Origin of the sequence: Pseudomonas sp. R1-6, from assembly GCF_051132115.1 — a bacterium.
Taxonomy (GTDB): Bacteria; Pseudomonadota; Gammaproteobacteria; order Pseudomonadales; family Pseudomonadaceae; genus Aquipseudomonas.
On the sequence record NZ_CP071662.1, the window covers coordinates 51,588 to 71,857 of the forward strand.

At 58.2% G+C, this 20,270-nt stretch carries 11 protein-coding genes; 3 read left to right on the forward strand and 8 right to left on the reverse strand.

Going from position 1 to position 20,270, the window contains the following annotated elements; translation table 11 throughout:
* Positions 1 to 9: 9 nt before the first annotated feature.
* The 3 genes from J3P81_RS00225 to J3P81_RS00235 form a co-directional block, all read right to left on the reverse strand.
* A complete protein-coding gene (locus J3P81_RS00225; RefSeq protein ID WP_434561556.1) occupies positions 10 to 2,022 on the reverse strand; it encodes an autotransporter outer membrane beta-barrel domain-containing protein in 2,013 nt (670 codons plus the stop codon).
* 268 nt (positions 2,023 to 2,290) lie between these two features.
* The gene (locus tag J3P81_RS00230; protein ID WP_434561558.1) at positions 2,291 to 3,127 is read right to left on the reverse strand and encodes an amino acid ABC transporter permease; all 837 of its coding nucleotides are present in this window, start codon (positions 3,125 to 3,127) and stop codon (positions 2,291 to 2,293) included.
* Entirely contained in the window at positions 3,124 to 3,945 is an 822-nt protein-coding gene (locus tag J3P81_RS00235; RefSeq protein WP_420766109.1) for an ABC transporter substrate-binding protein, read from the reverse strand. Before J3P81_RS00235 ends, J3P81_RS00230 begins: the two co-directional genes overlap by 4 nt.
* 113 nt (positions 3,946 to 4,058) lie before the next feature.
* Between J3P81_RS00235 and J3P81_RS00240 the strand changes: the two genes are divergently transcribed.
* Positions 4,059 to 4,955 carry a homocysteine S-methyltransferase family protein gene (locus J3P81_RS00240; protein WP_434561560.1) on the forward strand — a complete coding sequence of 299 codons (897 nt, stop codon included), beginning with the start codon at positions 4,059 to 4,061 and terminating at the stop codon, positions 4,953 to 4,955.
* A 685-nt stretch (positions 4,956 to 5,640) separates the two neighbouring features.
* The gene (locus tag J3P81_RS00245) at positions 5,641 to 10,938 is read left to right on the forward strand and encodes a dermonecrotic toxin domain-containing protein (protein WP_434561562.1); all 5,298 of its coding nucleotides are present in this window, start codon (positions 5,641 to 5,643) and stop codon (positions 10,936 to 10,938) included.
* A 49-nt stretch (positions 10,939 to 10,987) separates the two neighbouring features.
* On the opposite strand, the gene J3P81_RS00250 is transcribed toward J3P81_RS00245, so the two are convergent.
* Genes J3P81_RS00250 through J3P81_RS00260 form a run of 3 tightly spaced genes read right to left on the reverse strand, consistent with a single transcriptional unit; the run spans position 10,988 to position 12,757 of the window.
* Complete coding sequence (locus J3P81_RS00250; protein WP_434561564.1) at positions 10,988 to 11,656, reverse strand: GNAT family N-acetyltransferase; 669 nt, start codon at positions 11,654 to 11,656, stop codon at positions 10,988 to 10,990.
* A 10-nt stretch (positions 11,657 to 11,666) separates the two neighbouring features.
* On the reverse strand, positions 11,667 to 12,113 hold the full coding sequence (locus tag J3P81_RS00255; protein WP_434561566.1) for a GNAT family N-acetyltransferase: 447 nt from the start codon (positions 12,111 to 12,113) through the stop codon (positions 11,667 to 11,669).
* A gap of 2 nt (positions 12,114 to 12,115) precedes the next feature.
* Complete coding sequence (locus J3P81_RS00260) at positions 12,116 to 12,757, reverse strand: FMN-binding negative transcriptional regulator (protein WP_434561568.1); 642 nt, start codon at positions 12,755 to 12,757, stop codon at positions 12,116 to 12,118.
* A gap of 102 nt (positions 12,758 to 12,859) precedes the next feature.
* Here J3P81_RS00260 and J3P81_RS00265 point away from each other — a divergent pair, with 102 nt between their 5' ends.
* Positions 12,860 to 14,404 (forward strand): PLP-dependent aminotransferase family protein, encoded by a 1,545-nt coding sequence (locus tag J3P81_RS00265; protein ID WP_434561570.1) that lies wholly within the window; start codon positions 12,860 to 12,862, stop codon positions 14,402 to 14,404.
* A 41-nt stretch (positions 14,405 to 14,445) separates the two neighbouring features.
* Here the strand turns inward: J3P81_RS00265 and J3P81_RS00270 are convergent, their stop codons facing one another.
* Complete coding sequence (locus tag J3P81_RS00270) at positions 14,446 to 19,032, reverse strand: dermonecrotic toxin domain-containing protein (protein ID WP_434561572.1); 4,587 nt, start codon at positions 19,030 to 19,032, stop codon at positions 14,446 to 14,448.
* Between the two features lie 132 nt (positions 19,033 to 19,164).
* Positions 19,165 to 20,265, reverse strand: coding sequence for a polyamine ABC transporter substrate-binding protein (locus J3P81_RS00275; RefSeq protein ID WP_434561574.1), 1,101 nt, complete (start codon positions 20,263 to 20,265; stop codon positions 19,165 to 19,167).
* Positions 20,266 to 20,270 lie beyond the last annotated feature (5 nt).

Below are 20,270 nucleotides of genomic sequence, written 5' to 3' on the forward strand. Positions count from 1 at the left end.
TTTTGCCCGTTAGAACGCCATCCGCCATTGCCCGGTCAACGCGCCGTTACGGTTGTCCTGGCCCGTTTCTGCGCTGTAGCTCAACCCCAGGGTGTGACGTGGCGACATGGCCAGGTCCAACCCCGCTTGCAAGAGCAGGCTGTCCCGGTCCAGTTCCACCCCTTGGATGATGTAGGTGCTGCCACCGTTAGCCAGGCGTTGATGGGAGCTGCCCCTGATGTCGCCGTATAGGTGTTTCCAGCCGACATCCACGCGTGGCGTCAACCGCATGCCTTGGTCGAACGCAAAAGGGTGGGCGATACGCAGGCCGAGATCGCTGCTGAAGTGTTCCTGGCTCTGGTCGTGGTATTGCAATGCAGCATCGCCACCTTTTTCTGCATAGGCGTCGCGTTGGTAGCGTTGGTAACCCACCTGGATGTAGGGCTCCATATCGAAGTGTCCGACGTCCAGGTTGTAGCCGACCTGTCCAAAGATCTGTTGTGTTGTGGCGTCGTAGCGACCCTTGAGGTGATCCCTGAAACCATTGAACCCAACATGGCGTTTGGTGCTTCCGTCATGGCTGCCATAAACGGCACCCAGGCGCAGGGCCACTGGCCCGTCCTGGCGCAAGGCATAGGCACCCACCAGCCAACTGTCGAGCGCGCCGTCGAATTGATAGCTGTCCAGCCGTGTCTGGGTTTTGCTGCCGATGACGCCCAGGCGCCAATCGGGGCTGACCGCCCAGTCGGTTCCCAGCATCAAACCTTTGGTCGAATGCTTCAGGGCAAAGCTGCCCAATTGCTTGGCGAGGCTGCCGTTGTTGCCGATGGCCTGGACCCAGACCTGGCCATTGCCATGCTCACCCGTCGGGTTGTTCCGGCCCATGGCGGAGAGCATTCCCGAGCTGATCGGTGCGACGCTGCTTAAAGTCGCACTGCCCAGGTCTGCCGTGTCGTAACCGCCCAGTTGGTCGATGGCATCGGCGGCGGTGGCCATGTTGGTACCGAGCAGGGCGTTGATGGCGGCGTTGGGTTTGGGGTTGGCTGCCACTTTCGCGGGTTCGTTGGGATATGACGCGGGATGACGGGTTTGCGATTCTGTGGCGGATATTTGTTCAGCGGGTAAAGCGACGGCGGGGCCAGCCTCCGTTGCTTCGGCATGGTGTTCCACGATACTGCTTATAACCGCTTGGCTATTAACCGTGGGCGCGATCTCGTCGGGCACCTTGTCCTTAAGCGCAAGGGTCAATCCTACTTCTCCAGTGGCGTACTCAGGTGTTGCCGTCATCAAGGCCAGTTCGTTGATGACGTTCCCGAACTTCCCTTCGACTTTTTGCGCTTTTATCACGACGTGTTTGTTCTCAGCGATGGACTCGCCCGACAGAGACGTGATCTTCAACGTCGCATTGCCTAACGTCGCGGTACCGCCAACCTTGATCGTGGCGCCGCCTTTCTCCGTGTCGACTGCATAAGCCAGCGTCGCGCTTTTGGACAGCTTGAGGTCACGGGTAACCGAGGGGGCACCCATGACTGGACCGACTTCAATCAAACCCGCCACATCCAGCGCGTCGACCGTCCCGTTGCCGCTGAACGTGCCGTTTTTTCCAACGAACACAGGCCCGGTCACGGTACCTGGGTTATGGAATACGCCAAGCACATGCACCGCGCCCGTTATCTGACCGGTGTTGGCCAGCTTTGCCTTTGGGTCAACCAGGCTTGCACCGGTGAGCGCGCCCCCGTTCGACCATTCGCCTTGCTTGAGGTACAGATCCTTGAAGTTGCCGGTTGGGCCGATTACGCCTCCCTTGCTGATATCCAACTGCAGAACATTGGTACCGCCGCCGCCGTCAGTGGGCCCGAAAAGTTCGCCTTGCTTGCTGACAATCACAAGGTCATTGCCGTCGCTCATCGATAGGGGCGCTTCCTGGGCCTTGATGACCGGTTCGATGTTTGTATCCGGCGCCGCCGCGAACGCCTTGAGCCTCGCCTGCATCTTCGCGGTTGTTTCAACGGGGCGGGCGTCCTCGGTAACTGACTGGGCCATCGAAACCTCGGCACAGCCGAGGGCCAAGGTTATTGCCAAGGCAAGATGGTGGGGCAGGAATAGGTGTTGGGTAGGCATTGAATGCGACCTGTAGTGGAGAAGGTCGCACTTTAAAAATTCACCGAAAGCGGCGATGCCAGCCATCTTCTCGCCGCAGAGGCGAATTGGCGGATGAAGAGCGTAGGCCGGTCGTGCTCGGTTCCCTCCATCGTCGCGATGGCTGGCGGAGCCTGTAGCTTTACCCTACAGCAGGTTCATACACGATCGATTAGCTGCGCTTTAGATACGCCTTTCCATAATGCCGCTCCATCCGCGCTTGAATCAGCTCCAGCGCAATGGACATCAGCCAGTAGATAATCGCGGCCGTGGTCAGCATTTCGATATAGCGATAGCTGGAGCGACCATAAGATTGCGCCAGGAACATCACTTCCCAGACGCCCATCACCGAGATCAGGGAGGAGTCCTTGAGCATGGAGATGAATTGGTTGGTGGTCGGCGGGATGATGGTGCGCATGGCCTGGGGCAGGGTGACGCGCCAGAAGATCACGGTTTCGCCCATGCCCAGGGCGAGGGAGGCTTCGCGTTGGCCGTGGGGAACGCCGAGGATGCCGGCGCGGAAGATTTCGCTCAGGTAGGCGCCGTAGTTCAGTGACAACGCGATGATGCCGGCGGCAATGGCGCCAGGAACGATGCCCAGCTGGGGCAGGCCCAGGTAGATCAGCAAAATCTGGATCAACAGCGGGGTGCCGCGAAAGAACGACGCATAGAAGCTGGCGATGCCGAACGCCACCGCACTGCTGGACAGCCGCGCCAGCGCGGTGATGAAGCCCAGGAGTGACGACGCGACGATCGAGCACAGGCACAGGAACAACGTCAGCACCGCGCCCTGCAGGAAGCCGTTGGGGGCCAGATGCAAACCGAGCAGGTTCGGCAGTTTGTCGAGGATGATCGAGAACTTCAGGTCGAAACTCAGGAAAAAACTGGCGAACAGCACCAACATGACCGCCCACGTCAGGTACAAGCGTGTGCGAAAGCCGAAGATTTTATGCAGGCGCGACTCAGTCACCGGTGGCGGTAGCTGGTCAGGAGGCGGAATGGAAGTCATTGGCTGATGTCGGCGCCGATCCATTTTTGCGAGAGCTTGCTCAGGGTGCCGTCCTGTTTCAGTTGGGCGAAGACTTCTTGCACCTTGCTGTTCCACTCGGCGTCACCCTTTTCGATGGCGACCGAGTTCGGCTCGGCATACAGCGCTTCGCCAGCGAGTTTGAAGCGCTTGTCTTCGGTCAGGCGTGGCTGAGCGGTCACCAGGTTGGTCAGCACCGCGTCCAGGCGCACTCCGGCGCCCAGGCCGAGGTCCTGGAACGCCACGTTATCGGTGTCATACGGGGCGATCTGTACGTTCTCGAACGGATAGCTCAACCGGGTATCTTCCGCGCCTTCAATGACCAGGTTCTTGTTCAAGTAGCTCTCATAGCTGGACGCGCTGGTCAGGCCGACCTTCTTGCCGCTCAGATCCTTGGCGCCATGGATGCTGTCGTCCTTGGCATTGACCACGATGACCGCTGGCGAGGCGTAGTACTGCACCGGGAAATCGAACACCTCGGCGCGGGCCTTGCTCGGTGTCATGGAGCAGATGCAGATATCGTAGCGCCCGCTCCAGCGACCGGCCGCAATCACGTCCCAGGACGGCGTTTCCAGGCGCAGCTTCACACCCAGTTTCTGCGCGACGGCCTTGGCGACGTCCACGTCGAAACCGTCAAGCTGGTTCTGGTCATTGAGGAACGAGAAAGGGGGATAGCTTTCCATCAACACGCCGACGAGCTCTTTTTTCTGTTCGATACGATCCAGGGTGATACCTGCGAGCGCTTGGGAAGACGCAGCCAGCAGACCCAGGCCCAGGGCCAGCAACGGTTGAAATTTCATGGGCGATCCCTGGTTGAAAAAGAGGTTGTGATTGGCGAAAGAGTGCGCATTAAATAGTTATAAGAACTACTCCGGTAGTGAGTATTTTTCATAAGCTTATGAGTGAATCGCATATGGGCGTAGCAACAGTCATTCTCGATGGTGGCATGGGCCGTGAATTGCAACGCCGTGGCGCGCCGTTTCGACAGCCCGAGTGGTCGGCGCTGGCATTGAGCGAAGCGCCCCAGGCAGTGGAAGATGTCCATGCCGCTTATATCGCCAGCGGCGCCAACGTGATCACCAGCAACAGTTACGCCGTGGTGCCGTTCCATATTGGCGAGGCGCGTTTTGCCGCCGAAGGTCAGGCACTGGCGGCTTTGGCCGGTGAACTGGCGCGGCGGGCGGTGCAGGCTTCAGGCAAAACCGTACGAGTGGCCGGGTCGCTGCCGCCGCTGTTCGGTTCCTACCGTCCCGATCTGTTCGATGCGTCCCGTGCAAGTGAGCTGCTGGCGCCTTTGGTGGCGGGACTGGCGCCCCACGTCGACCTGTGGCTGGCAGAAACCCAAAGCTCAACGGTCGAGGCACGAGCCATCCGTGCCGGCATCCCACGGGATGGCAAGCCGTTCTGGCTCTCGTTCACCTTGAAAGACGAGGACACGGATGAAGTGCCGCGCCTGCGTTCCGGTGAACCCGTGGCGGATGCCGCGGCCGTCGCAGCGCAGCTGGGCGTCGAGACGCTGTTGTTCAACTGCAGTCAGCCGGAGGTGATCGGTGGCGCCATCGATGCCGCGCGGCAGACGTTCGAGCGCCTGGGCGTGACAATCCACATCGGTGCCTACGCCAACGCGTTTCCGCCGCAGCCCAAGGAGGCGACCGCCAACGACGGTTTGGACCCATTGCGCGACGACCTTGATCCACCGGGGTATCTTCAGTGGGCAACGGACTGGCAAAAGCGCGGGGCCAGTCACCTGGGGGGCTGCTGCGGAATCGGGCCGGAACATATCGCCGTCCTGGCCCAACGATTGAGTTGAGAGGCGTGGCGGTTGGCCGAGGAATTGGCCGACCGCTTTTTCACCCGCGCTTACGATTTCCTACCCAACGCGGCAGGGACGCCATACATATGTATGTCAACGCTGCCTCGCCGGCACGATAGGTTTGCGGACTTTCCAATCAACCCTTGGACAGTCCAATGCTCCCCGAACCAACCGATAAACCCAGCCCTTTACCGAGCGTCCGAGCCGGCTTTGGCAGGTGCATTGGTGGACAGCCTGATAAGCGAGGAAACCCGTGCCCACCAACTGCTTATGGGGGCTTATGCGGTGAACCAAGGGGAAGCCCAGCAATTTCTGCAGCGCTTCGGGTTTTCAGGCAATCGGGCCGAGCATAGCCGTTTGAGCTTCGCACGCCACGTGAGTCATCGAGGTGAAATACCCGAATGGGCCTGGCAGTATGCCAAAGAGGGGGCGACGCCCGAATCCCTCGTTAGATTTCTGTCCAAGAGGCTTGCGCCAAAAGCGGAGTGATCCAATCGCCATTACATGGCTGACTCGCGAGAATGTCTGTCACAGTTACTCATGCGCAGCAGCCTCGCAACGCTACAGAAACTTACGCTCACATATGTATATAGCAGGCTCAGGTTGCCATACATATGTATGGCTTCACGGCGGTGGCGGGAGGATAGGGTCTGGGTTCTTTAATCAAACCAACGGACCCTCCATGACCCTTTTGCTTAACGATGAACCAGGCGTGCCGCGCCAGGCGCCGCCCGTCACCCTTGCACGCATTGATCCATTACCTGACGGCAATGCATTCGAGCCGCACAAGTTTGCCGATCAGTGGTTGCTGGAGTTGGGATTGCTGGGCGATACACCGCTTCGTGTGACTTACCAGGAAGTTGAAGCAGTCGATTCGGCTGCTGAAAATAAAACCGCATCGGTTCCCTTGCGTGCCGCTGTCACTCAGGGTTTTCTCAAGGCCTATCAAAGCGAGCCAATTGCCGCCTTCGCGGCTTTTCACCGATGCGAGGATTGGATCGAGTATCCCCACAGAAGCCATATGAAGCGGGATTTTTCGGCACTTCGTATCGACGGTTTTGTGCTTCCAAGAAACCTGTTGCAGAAGTTGCATGCAGGCGTGCCTCCGGGCTACAGGGGGCCTGGGCTCGCTTTTGAGGCCGACTCCGTCAGTCAAGACGCCTCGCTGGCCCCTCAGGAAGAAGCTCGCCATAAACAGCTGAAACGTCTGGCCACCCATAAAGCTGACCTGAATCGTTTGTTTGCAGGCTTGCCCACGTTCGACACGGCGTTGAAGAATCTGCTGGTCGATTCGATCAGGAAAAAAATCGAGCCGGACAAATTCCGTGGCGCAGCGCGACAGGCGATCGACCCGGACAATTGTTATGTGAATCACTTCACGACAGATTCACTTGGGGCGCGCTCATTGGTTTCTTCATTGAGTTTCAGCGAAGTCATGATGGACTGTTTGTCCACTGATGAGTCTCCTGTATACGCCCAGGGAAGCGTGGGTTTTTTCACTCGCTCGGACACGGTGCAAGACACCGACAGCCTATTCGTCGACCCGATGGATGCTCGAATCCTGGCGGCCATGACGTCGGCGTTCCGTATTGAGAACCCTACAACCAATAACCACCTGAGGCGTCAGTTCCTTGATGACCTGGCCGCATTTCGCACGAAGGAGACCCTGAGAGACGCGCTCGACCCGGTTATCCCCTCCACCGCGCAAGATGAGCTGGTCCTCAGACTTTCCCAACGATTCCTGTATTTATTGGATTTATACAAAGCCGATCGAGATCCCACTGCACGGCTAACCCATGGGGAGCGGAACCTGCGCAATGACGAGGATCGCCTGCTGAGCATCATCACGACCCACCCTTCAGAGGCGGCCAGGGGAAGTTTGATGAGGAAAGAGCATCTTCCCCATGTATATAAGGTCATGCTTGAAATGGAGGGCGACTTGTCGCAGAAGTGGCCGGCCGCGATGGTGATAAAGCAACGTGACCAGCCGGCTTTATTCCTGTACTCCATGGAGAGGGGTATAGAGCGGTTCGATGAGTTCCGGGAGTTGGTGAATTCGGTAACCCCGGTCTATCAAGGGCAGGAGCGCAAAATCAAAAGTATTGATCAGGCGCTTCCTGAGCATGTTTTCGAGCGGGCAGCCAAAGACCTGCTTGATCTTCAGTACGCGTCGTTACAAGCCGTTCTGAAAGCACCGGAACTTGTGCAGTTCGATTTGGCCCGCTTTGCTCTGGATGCTGAGAAAGCGCTGGAGCTTCCGATGCTGGCGCTTGACGGTGTGCTGGTCGCCCGAAGCGAAACCTTGCTCAAAAACAGTCGCCCGGACGCCTACAGAGCCGCGACGATTGTGCACAAACGCATCTATCGCATCTTGGAAGAGCAGGCGCTGACGGCTGAAAGTGAAATTGCCAAAAGACGCGTTCAGACAATATCGGAATTCAGTCGCGAAAAAATCGTCGCCTATCTCCGGGAGCAACTGCACAAGGAGATTGATCCCGATCCAGACCGGACATTGATTACCTTGTTTCAAGGTCGCGCCTGTACGTTGAACGACTCGCGACTGACCAGCTTGACCCAATTGATGATCGACAATACGCGCCCTGCGCAGTACCCGAATGCAATGAAGGAAATCCGGCCGGTCTATCTTGTCGATAAGGACGGCCAACCGATCAGTCACCCGCTGACCCGTCTTTTGATTCTTTTAACGGGGCCTGAGCTTGCCAGGATGGCGACGAGTCTTGATATCGGTGACCGTTACGAGACGTACCTCAAGGAAAAGATGAATGCGCCGGACTACAAGGAGGCCTGGTGGGATGCTTACCTGGCCAATATGTCCCTCAAGGGCTACGAAGCCGTCCTCAAAGGTGATGATGTACTCAAAGAGACCGTGACGGATGTCAGTGTCCATCCAGCACGCACCGAAAAACGGGTTGTTCTCTGGCAGGATGCGGTTATCCAATCATCGAAGGCAAAGGATCGCGTAAGAGTACAGGGAAGGGAGGTACATGTTTACGGTCTGCTGCTGGGCGGGACCGTAGGCGCGGGAGGACAGCACGGCACCTTGGGCAACGCGACCAGTGTCGACGGTGTGCTGATTTTTTCAGATCAGGACGGGCCGACAATACAGGGAACCGTTGGCGTCTATTTTCCGGACAGTCCCGGTGGAGATGATCTGCATGAGTTTGCCAATCTCAATGATGGTGTCGCGGATCTTCTTCAACGGGAGGAATGGCAGGTCTATTTCGCTTCCCGCATCGCCACCAACAATCCTCAAGAACTGAAGCAGATTTTCGGGACGCGAAGCGGTCGACCGTTGGCGCGTGGCTCGTTGATCGGCGGCGATCTGTCTGAAGCGCTCCATGGGGCGCATGTGAGATTTCGAATTGCCCATGCCGATCATCGTTCCAATAGCAACCGCAACATCCTGCACCAAACCATTTTCAACCTGACCGTGATGGCGTTCGAAACGCTCCTGGACGTGGTTTCGTTTCTGGCACCCGCTTACGCCGCGTTGCAGCTGTACTTGATGGTCGCCAAGACCGGCCAAATCCCGCTTCACCTGAACATCGTCAAATATCTGATCCGCTCCGGCATCGCGCCGCGACCTATCGGCGGTGCGATGGGCACCTCACGAAATAGATCGTTTTCCCGGGAGGTATTGGCCCGTCTAAACCAACAGGAAAAACCGATTGGGTTGCCATTGGAACAAGCAATCTACGGCCCCTACGCGGTGAAGGATGCAACGGTTATACGAGGGCTGACCCCGGACGCTGGTGGGTTTTACCGCGTTACCGTTCGGGATGCAGCGACAGGCGTCGTCACCGCTCGCCCAGTGTATGTGCGACAACCGGGGGCAATGGTGCTCCGCGTGCACGACAGTACGAAGCTGAACGCAGCCGAGGCGACTTTGGTCGATCCAGTCTCAGGGTCGAGTATCCGCTCCAGTGGTGTGATGAGGAGCACCGTGGCACGCATGCCAGATGGGGAATGGCGTGCGGTCGGGTTCGGCCGCGGAGGTGGCGGGGAACGTCCAACGCGGCAGGGCCCCTCAGGTTCGAGAACGGGTGGCCAGACGCTCGAGGACATGATCTCTGTGCTGGAACAGCCCGGCCAATGGGATTTTCTCCTGATGGATATCGTTCCTGAACTCGTGCCCCATATTCCAGGCTGGCCGCAGAACAGGGGCTTGGTCATCATGGATGTCAGGCCCGGGAGGCTCCCTTCCACCTTGCGGCTCTCGCGCCAGGCAGGCCCGGAACGTTTGTCGAGCAGTCCGGATTACGCCACGGATGTCGTGGTGAGACGGTCGAGCGACAACCACTATGATCTGGTCCAGGCAGATCGTGTCATCACAATTCGAAGCCCCGGTGACTGTTTCTTCTCGGCTGTTACCCAGGGGTTGGACGAACTTGAGGGGAGGGTCGTTTTCACCCCAACAGAGTTGCGCCTGGCGTCGGCAGGATACATTCGCCAAAACCTCGAATCGTTTCGCCACTTGGAGCTTCAGGACACCTCCCGCCCAATGCGGCAACCGGCTGGTCAGAGCGAGGAGGCGGTCGCAAAGGCGAAACAGGTGTTAGCGAAAACGGAGGCCGCGCTTGAAAATCTCCTGGGCAGGGAGACCGTGGAAGTTTTAACGAGCCTGATCGCTGGCGCGCGCAACCCATATAAATTGTTTGGATCGCCTCGGCTACATCTGTCGCTGCGTGCAGGCTTGACAGCCGTCGGTGTCTCCTCGTCGGAGCTCTGGAGGCAAATCGAGCAACTGACTCCGGCCCGGCCTTTGTATGGATTGGCAACCTCTTTCACCCCCTACACGCCCGCCGAAAGAAGCGTTGTCGAAGAGCTCCTGGATATGACGCTGGTCAGCAGCGTGGGTGGGAGAACGATCGATCTTCTGGCCAGGGATGGCTATTTTCAGTTGAACCGGGATTCGATTCATATCTTGCTTGAGTACGGCGTCGATATCGACGAGTGGCATAAGTTCTATCCCAAGAACCCGAAAGCATATATTCCGAGCAGCGAGGCGGCTGCCGGGGATGTGCGGGGGCTCCTTAACGGCAGGGAACTGGTACACCCACATCAGTTGGCCGAGATCGCCAATACCCTCAAGGTAAATCGGGGCGAGGGAAGCCTGATCAATGAGTTGATAGAGTTCTTTCGTTATAAAAAAATGGTCGGACGAACCGTCGGCTTGCTTCGAGGTGCGCTTCGCAACAGAAGCAGGTTATTGGCCAGGGCTGAGCGAGTTCTGGTTTCTCGCGTGATCGCAACCAATCTTGGCGGTGCTTTGCCCGTATCTGTATTTTCAAGGTGGATAAGTCATCCGTCCCTCGGTTCAGCGAAGCTGGATTTTATTGCCAGGTATGCCGACACCCGTGCTCAGGAGCTATTGGATACCGGCAATATCGATATCCGGTGGATCCACTTGTTCACGGACAAGACGCTGAGAAATATCGAAATGCATTCAGGATCTCTGGCGGCTTTTATCCGTTTCTTGGAGCCGGCAAGCGCCAGAGATATCGGTATGGCGAGTATCGCCAAGCTGCTAAGCGGCTCTGATGGCGTTCCGTCGAACTCCAGAATCGTTATGCTGCTCGACATCCCTAACTTGTTGGCTAATCTGACCAATAATTTTACCCGCGAGGAGGCCAGGAGTATTTGGAGAGAGTTGATCAGCCCGTACTACAGTGACTTGAATATTTACGACGCGCTTGGGCAGGTTCGCCCATTGAACTCCGAAGCGAATTTCACATCGGCATTGATCAATGCTCTGCAGCAGGATGTGGCACGCGCGCATCAGCTGATTGACAGAGTCTTTGCCGATCCCACGACCTCGGCGCAGGTACTGAATCATCTCTATCGCTTCGACTTTACTGCGAATCGAGCGGAACACAGTCTTTTGATGTTTGCCGAATACGTGGGTTGTTATAACCGGATACCGGACTGGGCATGGCAATACAAAATATATAAAGAGTGACGCAACGATGGCTATCGCAAGGCCACCCGCGATAGCCATCTGCTCTTGCTCAACGGCAAGCAGCCAAGCTTCGGACCTGTCCGCCTTCGCGTTGATTTTCTTCGCTCAACCATTGTTCAAATGCCGCTCCGATCGCCGGCCACTCCGAGTCGAGCATCGAATACCACGCCGTGTCGCGGTTCTGGCCCTTGACGACCATGTGCTGGCGGAACACCCCCTCAAACGTGAAGCCCAGCCGCTCGGCGGCATATTTGGAGCGGGCGTTGCCGTTGTTGCACTTCCATTCGAGGCGACGGTAGCCGAGGGCGAACGACTCCTTGGCCAGCAGATAAACCGCCTCGGTGCTTTTCGGCGATCGCTGCATCGGCGCGCCAAAAGTGACGTGGCCGATCTCGATGCGGCCGTGGGCCGGCACGATGGACATCAGGCTGAGGATCCCTTGCACCTCGCCGCTGGCACGATCGATCACGCTGAAAAAATACGGGTCGGTGTTGGCTGCATGGTTGTCCAGCCAGGCGTCGAAGTCGCCACGAACCTTGAAGGGACCGTAGGGCAAGTAGTCCCAGAGTTTCGGATCGGCCCCGGGGCCTTCGAGGGCTTGCCAAAGACCCTCGGCATGACGCGCCGGGTCGAGTTTTTCCAGGCGGATGAATCGCCCTTCGAGCAAGCGCTTAGATGGCGCCGAGACACCTTTCCAATCGGTAAGCGGGGTCGACATGCAGTGCTCCTTACAAGGCTTTGCGAAATTGAATGAAGCCTGGGCGTTCGGCGATGCGTTCGTAGAGTTTGATCGCGGTCGCGTTGGTCTCGTGGGTCAGCCAGTGAACCTTGGCACAACCGTCGGCCTTGGCCGTGGCATAGACGAATTCGATCAATTGCCGACCAACACCGGTGCCCCGACTTTGCTCGGTCACCAGCAAGTCCTGCAAGTAGCAGGAGTTCTCTATGCTCCAGTTCGAGCGGTGGTAAATGAAATGCACCAGGCCCACCGCCGTATCGCCGTGCCAGGCGAGGGCGCCGTGGGTTGGTTCGCGATCGTCGAGCAGGCGCTGCCAGGTGCTGTGGGTCACCGCTTCCGGCAGTTCGGTGTTGTAGAACCGTAGGTAAGCCTGCCATAGCGGCAGCCAGGCAGCGTGGTCTTCAGCAGTGACGAGGCGGATCTCGGTGTGGCTCATGTTCACTCCTTGGTGGATGCATCAGGCATCAGGCGTGACAGCGCCTGATCTTGCGGATCGGTGCTCGTGGCGAGACCGTTGCGCACTCCGGCGATATCTTCGGGGCTGCGGTTTTGGCTGAGCTTGCGTTTGCCTTCCAGGCGCTGGATAGGCAGCGAAAAACCAACGATGGCCTTGAGCATCGCTTCGACGTACTCGGCCGGTGCATCATCGAGTGTCCAGGGTTGGGCGCGGCCGGTTTCGTGACGTTCGGTGAGGGCGCCGACCACTTCGCGCAGGCGATGGGCGTCGCTGAAAACTTCGGCTTTGCCATAGGCGTGTACGGCCAGGTAGTTCCAGGTCGGCACCACTTTGCCGTGTTCGGCCTTGCTGGGGTACAGGCCCGGGCTGACGTAAGCATCGACGCCGGGAAATATCACCAGGGCCTCGGCCCCGGCCTCCAGGTCGCGCCATTGCGGATTGGCCCGGGCCATGTGCCCGCGCAGGCTTCCGTGGGGACCCTGTCGCGTATCCAGCAGCAGCGGCAAGTGGCTGGCCTGTAGGCCGTGTTCACCCTGGGTGACCAGTACGGCCAAGCGGCACTCGTTCATCATTTGATGTAACTGGGGTATGTCTTGGACGGCGAAGGCTTTTGGGTTGTACATGAAAGTTTTTCCTTGGCGAATGCCAGCATCCTAGGCAGGCTATTGGTCTGTTGTAAGAGCCACTCCAGGCCAGTTTGATAGGTCCATTCCTGAGGCTGTGTGATGAACAACCCCGTGCCGCCGCTGTCGTTCAACCCCGCTGGAATCGAACTGGATCGCCGCCACGGGCTCAGCCGGCAGCTTTATCAGGCATTGCGGGCCCGCGTCCTGGATGGTCGCCTTGCAAGCGGCACGCGTCTGCCAGCTAGCCGCGACCTGGCGGCGGCCTTGTCCATTTCCCGCAACAGCGTGGTGCGTGCGTACGACCAGCTCTATGCCGAAGGTTTTATCGAAGGACGCGTCGGTGACGGAACCTATGTGGCGAATCTGTCCGCAGTGGCGTTGCCGCTGAAGAAATTATCCACAAAAGCATCCACAGGCTTTTCAACAGGCTTACCCACAGGTTTATCCACAGAATGGCGCGATTTACCTGTGGGCCCATCCAGTAAAGTTATCCACAGCGACGCGCTGCTACGTGTCGAAAAGCATCATCTGGCCCAGCCGCCGGCGGGACCACCGCGTGCATTCCGGGTGGGTGTGCCGGCCTTCGACCAGTTCCCTTTTGATGTCTGGGCCAAGCTGAACGGGGCTTTCTGGCGCAAGCCGGATCTTCAACAGCTGTGCTACGGCGATTCTCAAGGAGACGAACGCTTGCGTGGCCTGATTGCGGCTTACCTGCGCAGTTCGAGGGGCCTGCAGTGCACGGCTGAACAAATTGTGATCACCAGCGGCGCGCAGCAGGGCATCAGCCTTTGTGCACAGCTATTGGTAGATCCCGGTGACGTGGTGGCGGTGGAAAACCCAGGTTATCGCGCAGCGGGGCACGCGTTTGCGGTGGCTGGAGCCGACGTCCGAGGCGTGCCGGTGGACAGCGATGGCTTGGATTGCGCGGCGCTCGCGGCGTTGAGCCATTGTCGGCTGACCTATGTCACGCCCTCCCATCAATACCCGACCGGGGTGGTCATGAGCCTTGCGCGACGGCTGGAGCTGCTGGGTTGGGCCGAACGCAACGACGGCTGGATCGTCGAGGACGACTACGACGGCGAATACCGCTACAGCGGCGCGCCGCTGGCGCCGTTGGCCGCGCTGGATCGCCAGGGTCGGGTACTTTACGTCGGCACCTTCGGCAAGGTGGCGTTCCCGGCCCTGCGCCTGGGTTATCTGGTGCTGCCGCCGGGCCTGGTCGACGCCTTCGCCCGACGACGCGCCGTGGATGTTCGCCACTCCGAAGTCAGCACCCAGGCCGTGATGGCCGAGTTCATGTCCGCCGGGCATTTCCAGCGACACATCAGGCGCATGCGTCGGGCGGCCCTGGCTCGGCGGGATGCGTTGTTGGCGGGTTGGCCCAAGGCTGTCGAGGGTGTTGGCGCCATGCCCACGGTCGTCGCCGGGCTGCATGTCACGGTACCTGTGGACAGCATCGAGCGTGAACGGGAGCTGATTGCCAAGGCGGCCAGCGTCGGCGTGGAGATCAATGGCCTGAGCGGCTATTGGTTGCCTACCACGCCTGCGCAGGTCCGCGCCGGGCTGGTGCTGGGGTTCGCGGCAGTCCCGCCCGCGGCGATCGGCACGGCGCTGGCGAGCCTGGCTAAGGCCTGGGATGTCTGACGGCCCGCGGCCGGGACATCAATCGCAGGCCAGGCTCGGCTTCATGGCCGTTTCTTTGGAAAGAACACCTGTATGGCCTGATCCACGGCGATTTCGCTGCGGTAACGATCAATCAATTGACGTTGGTTCAATCCATCCAAGGAGATGTCTGCCATGCCTGACTTGACCTGCTCAGGGGTTCTCAGGTGTGCCGAAAGAAACTTGAGGTCGACCCCCCAAAAGGTGGAGTAGTGAAAGTCCGCGAACCATAGCGGCTTGCCGCTTTGCTTGTCCTGAATTTCATACCGGTCGAGGTATCGCTTTCCCGCCGGGGTCTTGATGCGCTTTCGGTTGATTCGTTTAGTCACGTGGATGAGGTTTCGTTCGTTCAGCCAAGTGACGCCGCTCATGTTGGGCGGGCTTCGTTTGATGAGCCCCAGTACGGTCTCGTGCTCCTCGGCGCGTAGCGCCGTCGCTTCGCTCTTGAGCTGTAATCGCAAGGATTCGGCGGAACTCCGTTCTTCTGGCGCAAGTTCGACCGTTTCGTTCCTGGCCCGGTCGAGCGCCTTTTCGATTGCATTGGCGACTGTATCGAACCGGCTCGCATGGGCGCCCATGATCAATGAAATACCGGACGGTGTACGGTCTGGCTGCTGCAGGTCATTTTGGACTTGTGTTTTGAAGGCAGAGAGTCCTTTGATCAGGGCTTTGCCTTTCTTGACGCTGGTTTTCAGAGCGGGGATCGCCGGAGGTTCGTTGGCCTCGATATGGGGGACCCATTCACCGGTTTCCTTACGGTGGAACAAAGCGATCATTTCACCGGATAACGGATTCCTCACCTCGACCCAACCCGTTTCTTCGTACGAGCTGGTCAGGCGAGCCACGCCGCTGACGACTCCCCAGAAGCGGCCTCTGATGAACTTCCTCCTGGAGCGGGGGCGTTCCTCATGCACAGTCAGCGATTGTCGTTTATTGCTTCGCTCGTCGAGGGCCTTGGCCAAATGACGCAACGCTCGCTCTTTTGCCTTGGTTATTCGATTACCCAGATGCTTGAGTTGTTGAGTGTTAGCGCTGTCCTGATATTCGTTTCCCATGTAGTCCAGGTGCTCTTGGATGGCCGTGAACTGTTCCGTCAGGCTGCCGAGTGCATCGATTTGTTCGTCCAGCCGGATCCTGGTTGTTTCATCGAGCGCCTCGCGCAAGGTTTGGAAGGCCACCATCGCATTGTCGATCAGTCGGTCAATCTCCAGCCAACCTTCGGGCATTGTTTTAACGCTATCGAGGGTCAGGCAGAGGTGGCGATACATTTCCAATTGAAGAATTCGTAGATCGTCGCTGGTGTAGGAAGGCATTTTTCTGCGGTATTCGCGCACAAACTCAAAGCCGCCGAGCCCGAGTTTCTTGAGCTTGGAAAAGCGTGTCTCAATATATTCCAGACGCTCGATCATGTTGTCACCGAGCTGAATCATGCTGTTGGCAGCATCGACGTGTCGTTGCTCGCGCATTTGGAAGCGAGGGGTGATCATGTCCCTCGCCTGCGCCATGGCGGGCAGAAATTGTTCCCGCAATATGTCCATGTCAGCGAAAGTGAAATTTATTTGCGCGTTCAGGTAACCAAGGCTCACGCGCGGAGCATCCGGCCTCGCCTGGAAGACCGGCCACTCCATCAAAGCGCTCAATGCCCGTTCATAGTTTTGCCGCTGCGTTTGCAGGGAGACTCTATAAGCTTCAGCAAAAATGTCCCTGGTATCGGCCGATGCCCGCTCCATGTTTTGAGCACCGATATTCAGCGCCCATTCGTTATACGTTCTGCTTTCTTCAAATTTATTGAGTTCGGCAAGCAATTCAATGTTGCGGCGTTGTGCCGCGACGACGACTTTCTGCCTGACGCCTTTCGATCCGCTGCCCTTTAATCGCAAGCGACTATCGATTCTCCACTGGTCACGCTCGTCCCGGAGCAAGGGGGGGCCGGAGCATGTGTCCTTGATGATGCTGACCTGCTCGCCCTCGACGCTGACTTCAAAACACTGGCTCGCCAGCTTTGCATACCACTTCCCATTTTTCGGGTAGAGGCCTTTGAACACGCCTTCGCTCTCGGGTTGCCCGAGGTTATCGGGCGCATCGATGCTGAAGCTAGCGAGAAGCCCGGCGTGACTGCCGGATTTACCCATCAAGGCGCCACTGGTATGGATGAACTCGTAGTGCTCTTGTGACAGTTCTTTTTGCAGGAGTGGCGAAAGTGTCTCGATGCTTGGTTTGGAAAGTGGTGCTGGCACATTTTGTTTCGGGGCTACTTCAGGCGCTTGTGTTGGTCGTTCGCGGCTGCCTGCTTTGGAGCGATCGATAGCAATATTGACCACGCCTAACGCCACGTTTAACAGCAAATCCACGACGGCCTCCCACTTGGTCTGGTCCTTGCGCTCTCCGTCGTCCTGCGCTAACCGTTCCAAGTCCTCCAGTATCTGCCAGAGCCAGGTCGCGGTGTTCGCCGTGGTGCCGAGATAGGGCAACGCCAGATTGAAAATCAACCACCCCGCCTGTTTGAACGACTCCCAACGGCTCTCGCTGTTGGAAACCGATTGTTTATCGGCGAGTGTCACCAGGGCGTTGGCGTTGGCCTTGAACAACAGCGGCATGAAATCGGCTCCCAAGGATTCGTCGCTTAAGGTGATGGGCCCCGCGTTGGCTAATGATGTGATGGGGGTCGCCACGAACTCCAAAACGGCCCAGGGCGAAGGCAGGGCGCCCGGGAAGACCAGTCGGCTGTAAGTGTCCCGCACCCCATCGGGCAGCCACGCCAGTACCGATTGGCGCAACGTGGCTGACTGCTTGATGGCATAGAGCAAATTGCTGAACGAGGGGAACTGGCACAGCTGCGGTTCGAGTAGAGGGCGGTAGAGCAGACAGGGGCCGGCGCTGGGTGTCTGCGGGCCGATCACAAACATATTGGCCACGATGTCCTCGGAAATACCGAGCTGCAACTCTGGCACGAACGCCAGCTTGCGCAGGACAATGGCTTGCCCATCAACCTTGCGGTCGGCTTCCAGCGGCTCCATCAGCGCCGCGACGTAACGACAGCCGCGATCATCGATATTGCCCAACCCCTTCAATTTACTTTCCAGCGCAAGCAGGGGCAGTTGTATGCGTAGCTGTGAACTGAACAGGCGCTCTCGACGGGACGATTGCGTTGGATCGTCGAGTAGTTTTCGTTTGATCAGCTCTGGATAGACGCGACCGATATCGACCTGGGTAATAAGGCGCTCAAGGTAGTCCACCGTCACCCATTCGGGGAGCTCGGTCCCGTCCACGGACTTCACGGTTTTGTTGCCCTGTGGAAGCGCAATCAGGTTTTGCAAGGCGAGATCGATTAAGTTGAACTCGGTTGTGTCGAACTTGAACGGAACGACAAAGGTCCCCCAGACCACCGGGCTTGTTATCTCGATGACGATTGTTTCCGGTTTCAGAGTCGAAACATCGCTGTGGTCGGATTGCATCTGGGTTTTCAAGGCATTTGACGCGTAGTCCTTGATCGAAGGGATATCGTCCAGGTAGGTTTCGCCGGCGTGGGAACTGCCCAGCGCCGACAGGTTTTTCATGTATTGAGCGAACAACGTCTGGTCGGCTACTGGTGCGTTGCGTAACCAATCGGGTATCTGCTGCTTGAACCACGCCTCGCCTGGTCCGACCGCGATTCCACTGATGGGTATTTCGGGCTCAGCAGCGACAGCGTCCGAGTCCGCACGAGGGTTTCCGAGCACCCTGACTTGCACACCAATAAGTCCACAGGCCTTGCTGTCGAAAATGTTTGCGCGCGGTTCATAGAGCCGCCAGCGTATCGCGGTGGTGGGGTGAGAGAGCGACAGATGATCGGTAAGGGACTGGCCCAATGCGTCACGTGTCTCGAACTTCTCATAACCGCTGTACAACGAGTGCGTAAGGATGACCTCCTTGTCATCGATCTGACCGATCAGGACGACCAGCGAGTTCTCGTTCAAGCGAGTGACCTGAGTGTCAGCGACTGCATCGACGTCGACCAGGTACGCGTGGCTTTGGAATTTATCCTTACGGTCTTGCGGGTCGGGGTACAGGTAAAGTTGCCTGGCCATGGCACATTCGTCCGCCGTCCAGCCCTTGAGTTGCCGCACGTCCCAGAATTTGCGCAATGTATTGGACAGCTCATGCCAGCGGGCACCGTAATGACCGAATGGCATGTTCCAGTAAGCCAGTTGTTGTTCCTGGTTGGCCTTCAACATCGCGGGCGCCAGCTCATTGATCAACCTTCCGATCTGCTCGATGCGCACCGGCAAATGCACTTCGGGTTCGGTAATCGGCAGCCGGGTCAGGAAGTGCAAACCCTCAATCAACAAGGTCGGATGTTCCTGGTCGATCTGATCGGCCAGTAAGTTGCTCAGTGACTCATAACGGGTTGGCAACGCTACGATTTCGCCGCCGACGATGTCCCAGGCCGGTTCGGCGAGGACGGTTGTGTAGGGGTCCAGGTCCAAGGACGGATAAAGGTCCTTGAGCGCACCTTGCAGGAGTCCGGCGGCCACTTCCGGGTAGGTGGGGCCTGCAAGCAATTGGTTGAGCAATGCTGCCTTGATGCTTGCGTCGGACGTAGGGCCTGTGTCAGTCGAGTCGAGTGTCATTTGCGTGTCCCTCCTTGAACATGAAAACCCGAAGCCGAACGCTTCGGGTTTTTCATGCTAGGGAGGCACGGACTGGGGCAGGTGGTAACTATGTATAGGCCGACGTATGACCTTGGCGCCGATACGACGTGGTTACTGGCCGGATTTGATTCGCGTCCAGGCTCGCGTGCGTGCGCGCTCGGCATCCCTCGGCAACGGTTGAAGCGTATACAGCGTCGCCATGGCCGCTTCGGTCGGGTACAGGTTGGAGTTGCCGCGGATCGCTGGGTCGACGCTTTCGGTAGCGTCTTTGTTCGGGTTCGGATAACCGACAAAATCACTGATCGGCGCGATCACCTGCGGTTGCAACAAGTAATTGATGAAGGTGTAGGCGTCGTCCGGGTTTTTCGCCCCTTTAGGAATGGCGAGCATGTCGAACCAGATCGGCGCGCCCTCCTTGGGCAGGCGCATGTCCACCGTCACGCCGTTCTTGGCTTCCTTGGCGCGGTTGGCCGCCTGGGAGAAGCTGCCGGAATAACCGACGGCCACGCAGATATCGCCGTTGGCGATATCCGCCATGTATTTGGAGGAGTGGAAATAGGTGATGTAGGGCCGAATCTTCAACAGCAGCGCTTGGGCCTTGGCGTAGTCCGCCGGCTTATTGCTGTTGGGGTCCAGGCCCAGGTGCTGCAAGGCCAGGGGCAGGATTTCCGACGGCGAATCGAGCAAGGCCACGCCGCACTGCTTGAGCTTGCTGATGTTTTCTTCCTTGAAGATCAGGTCCCAGCTGTCCACCGGCGCGTTTTCACCCAGCGCGGCCTTGACCTTGTCCGGGTTGAAGCCGATCAGGATGGTGCCGTACATGTAAGGCACGGCGAATTTGTTGCCTGGGTCGTTGGCCTCGATCAGCTTCATCAGCTTGGGATCGAGGTGGTTCCAATTCGGCAGCTTGCTGCGATCCAAGGGCTGGAACACCCCGGCTTCGATCTGCTTGGCCAGGAACACGTTGGACGGCACCACCACGTCGTAGCCAGCGTTGCCCGTCAGCAGCTTGGCCTCCAGGGCTTCGTTGGTGTCGAAGATGTCGTAGATCAGCTTGACCTGGCTGTTCTGCGCCTTGAAGTCATCCAAGGCCTTGGGCGTGATGTAGTCGAACCAGTTGTAGACGCGCAACGTGCGCTCCTCGGCCTGAGCGGCGCCACACAGCAGCGCGGCGCACAGGGCCGGGGCCATCAATCGCTTGAGTCTGTTCATGCTGT

Excerpts from the sequence above, each read along its gene's own strand:
- J3P81_RS00235 (WP_420766109.1), bottom strand. The coding sequence starts at position 3,945 with ATGAAATTTCAACCGTTGCTGGCCCTGGGCCTGGGTCTGCTGGCTGCG.
- J3P81_RS00230 (WP_434561558.1), bottom strand. The coding sequence starts at position 3,127 with ATGACTTCCATTCCGCCTCCTGACCAGCTACCGCCACCGGTGACTGAG.
- J3P81_RS00260 (WP_434561568.1), bottom strand. The coding sequence starts at position 12,757 with ATGTACAACCCAAAAGCCTTCGCCGTCCAAGACATACCCCAGTTACAT.
- J3P81_RS00250 (WP_434561564.1), bottom strand. The coding sequence starts at position 11,656 with ATGTCGACCCCGCTTACCGATTGGAAAGGTGTCTCGGCGCCATCTAAG.
- J3P81_RS00245 (WP_434561562.1), top strand. The coding sequence starts at position 5,641 with ATGACCCTTTTGCTTAACGATGAACCAGGCGTGCCGCGCCAGGCGCCG.
- J3P81_RS00225 (WP_434561556.1), bottom strand. The coding sequence starts at position 2,022 with ATGGCCCAGTCAGTTACCGAGGACGCCCGCCCCGTTGAAACAACCGCG.
- J3P81_RS00275 (WP_434561574.1), bottom strand. The coding sequence starts at position 20,265 with ATGAACAGACTCAAGCGATTGATGGCCCCGGCCCTGTGCGCCGCGCTG.
- J3P81_RS00240 (WP_434561560.1), top strand. The coding sequence starts at position 4,059 with ATGGGCGTAGCAACAGTCATTCTCGATGGTGGCATGGGCCGTGAATTG.
- J3P81_RS00265 (WP_434561570.1), top strand. The coding sequence starts at position 12,860 with ATGAACAACCCCGTGCCGCCGCTGTCGTTCAACCCCGCTGGAATCGAA.
- J3P81_RS00270 (WP_434561572.1), bottom strand. The coding sequence starts at position 19,032 with ATGACACTCGACTCGACTGACACAGGCCCTACGTCCGACGCAAGCATC.
- J3P81_RS00255 (WP_434561566.1), bottom strand. The coding sequence starts at position 12,113 with ATGAGCCACACCGAGATCCGCCTCGTCACTGCTGAAGACCACGCTGCC.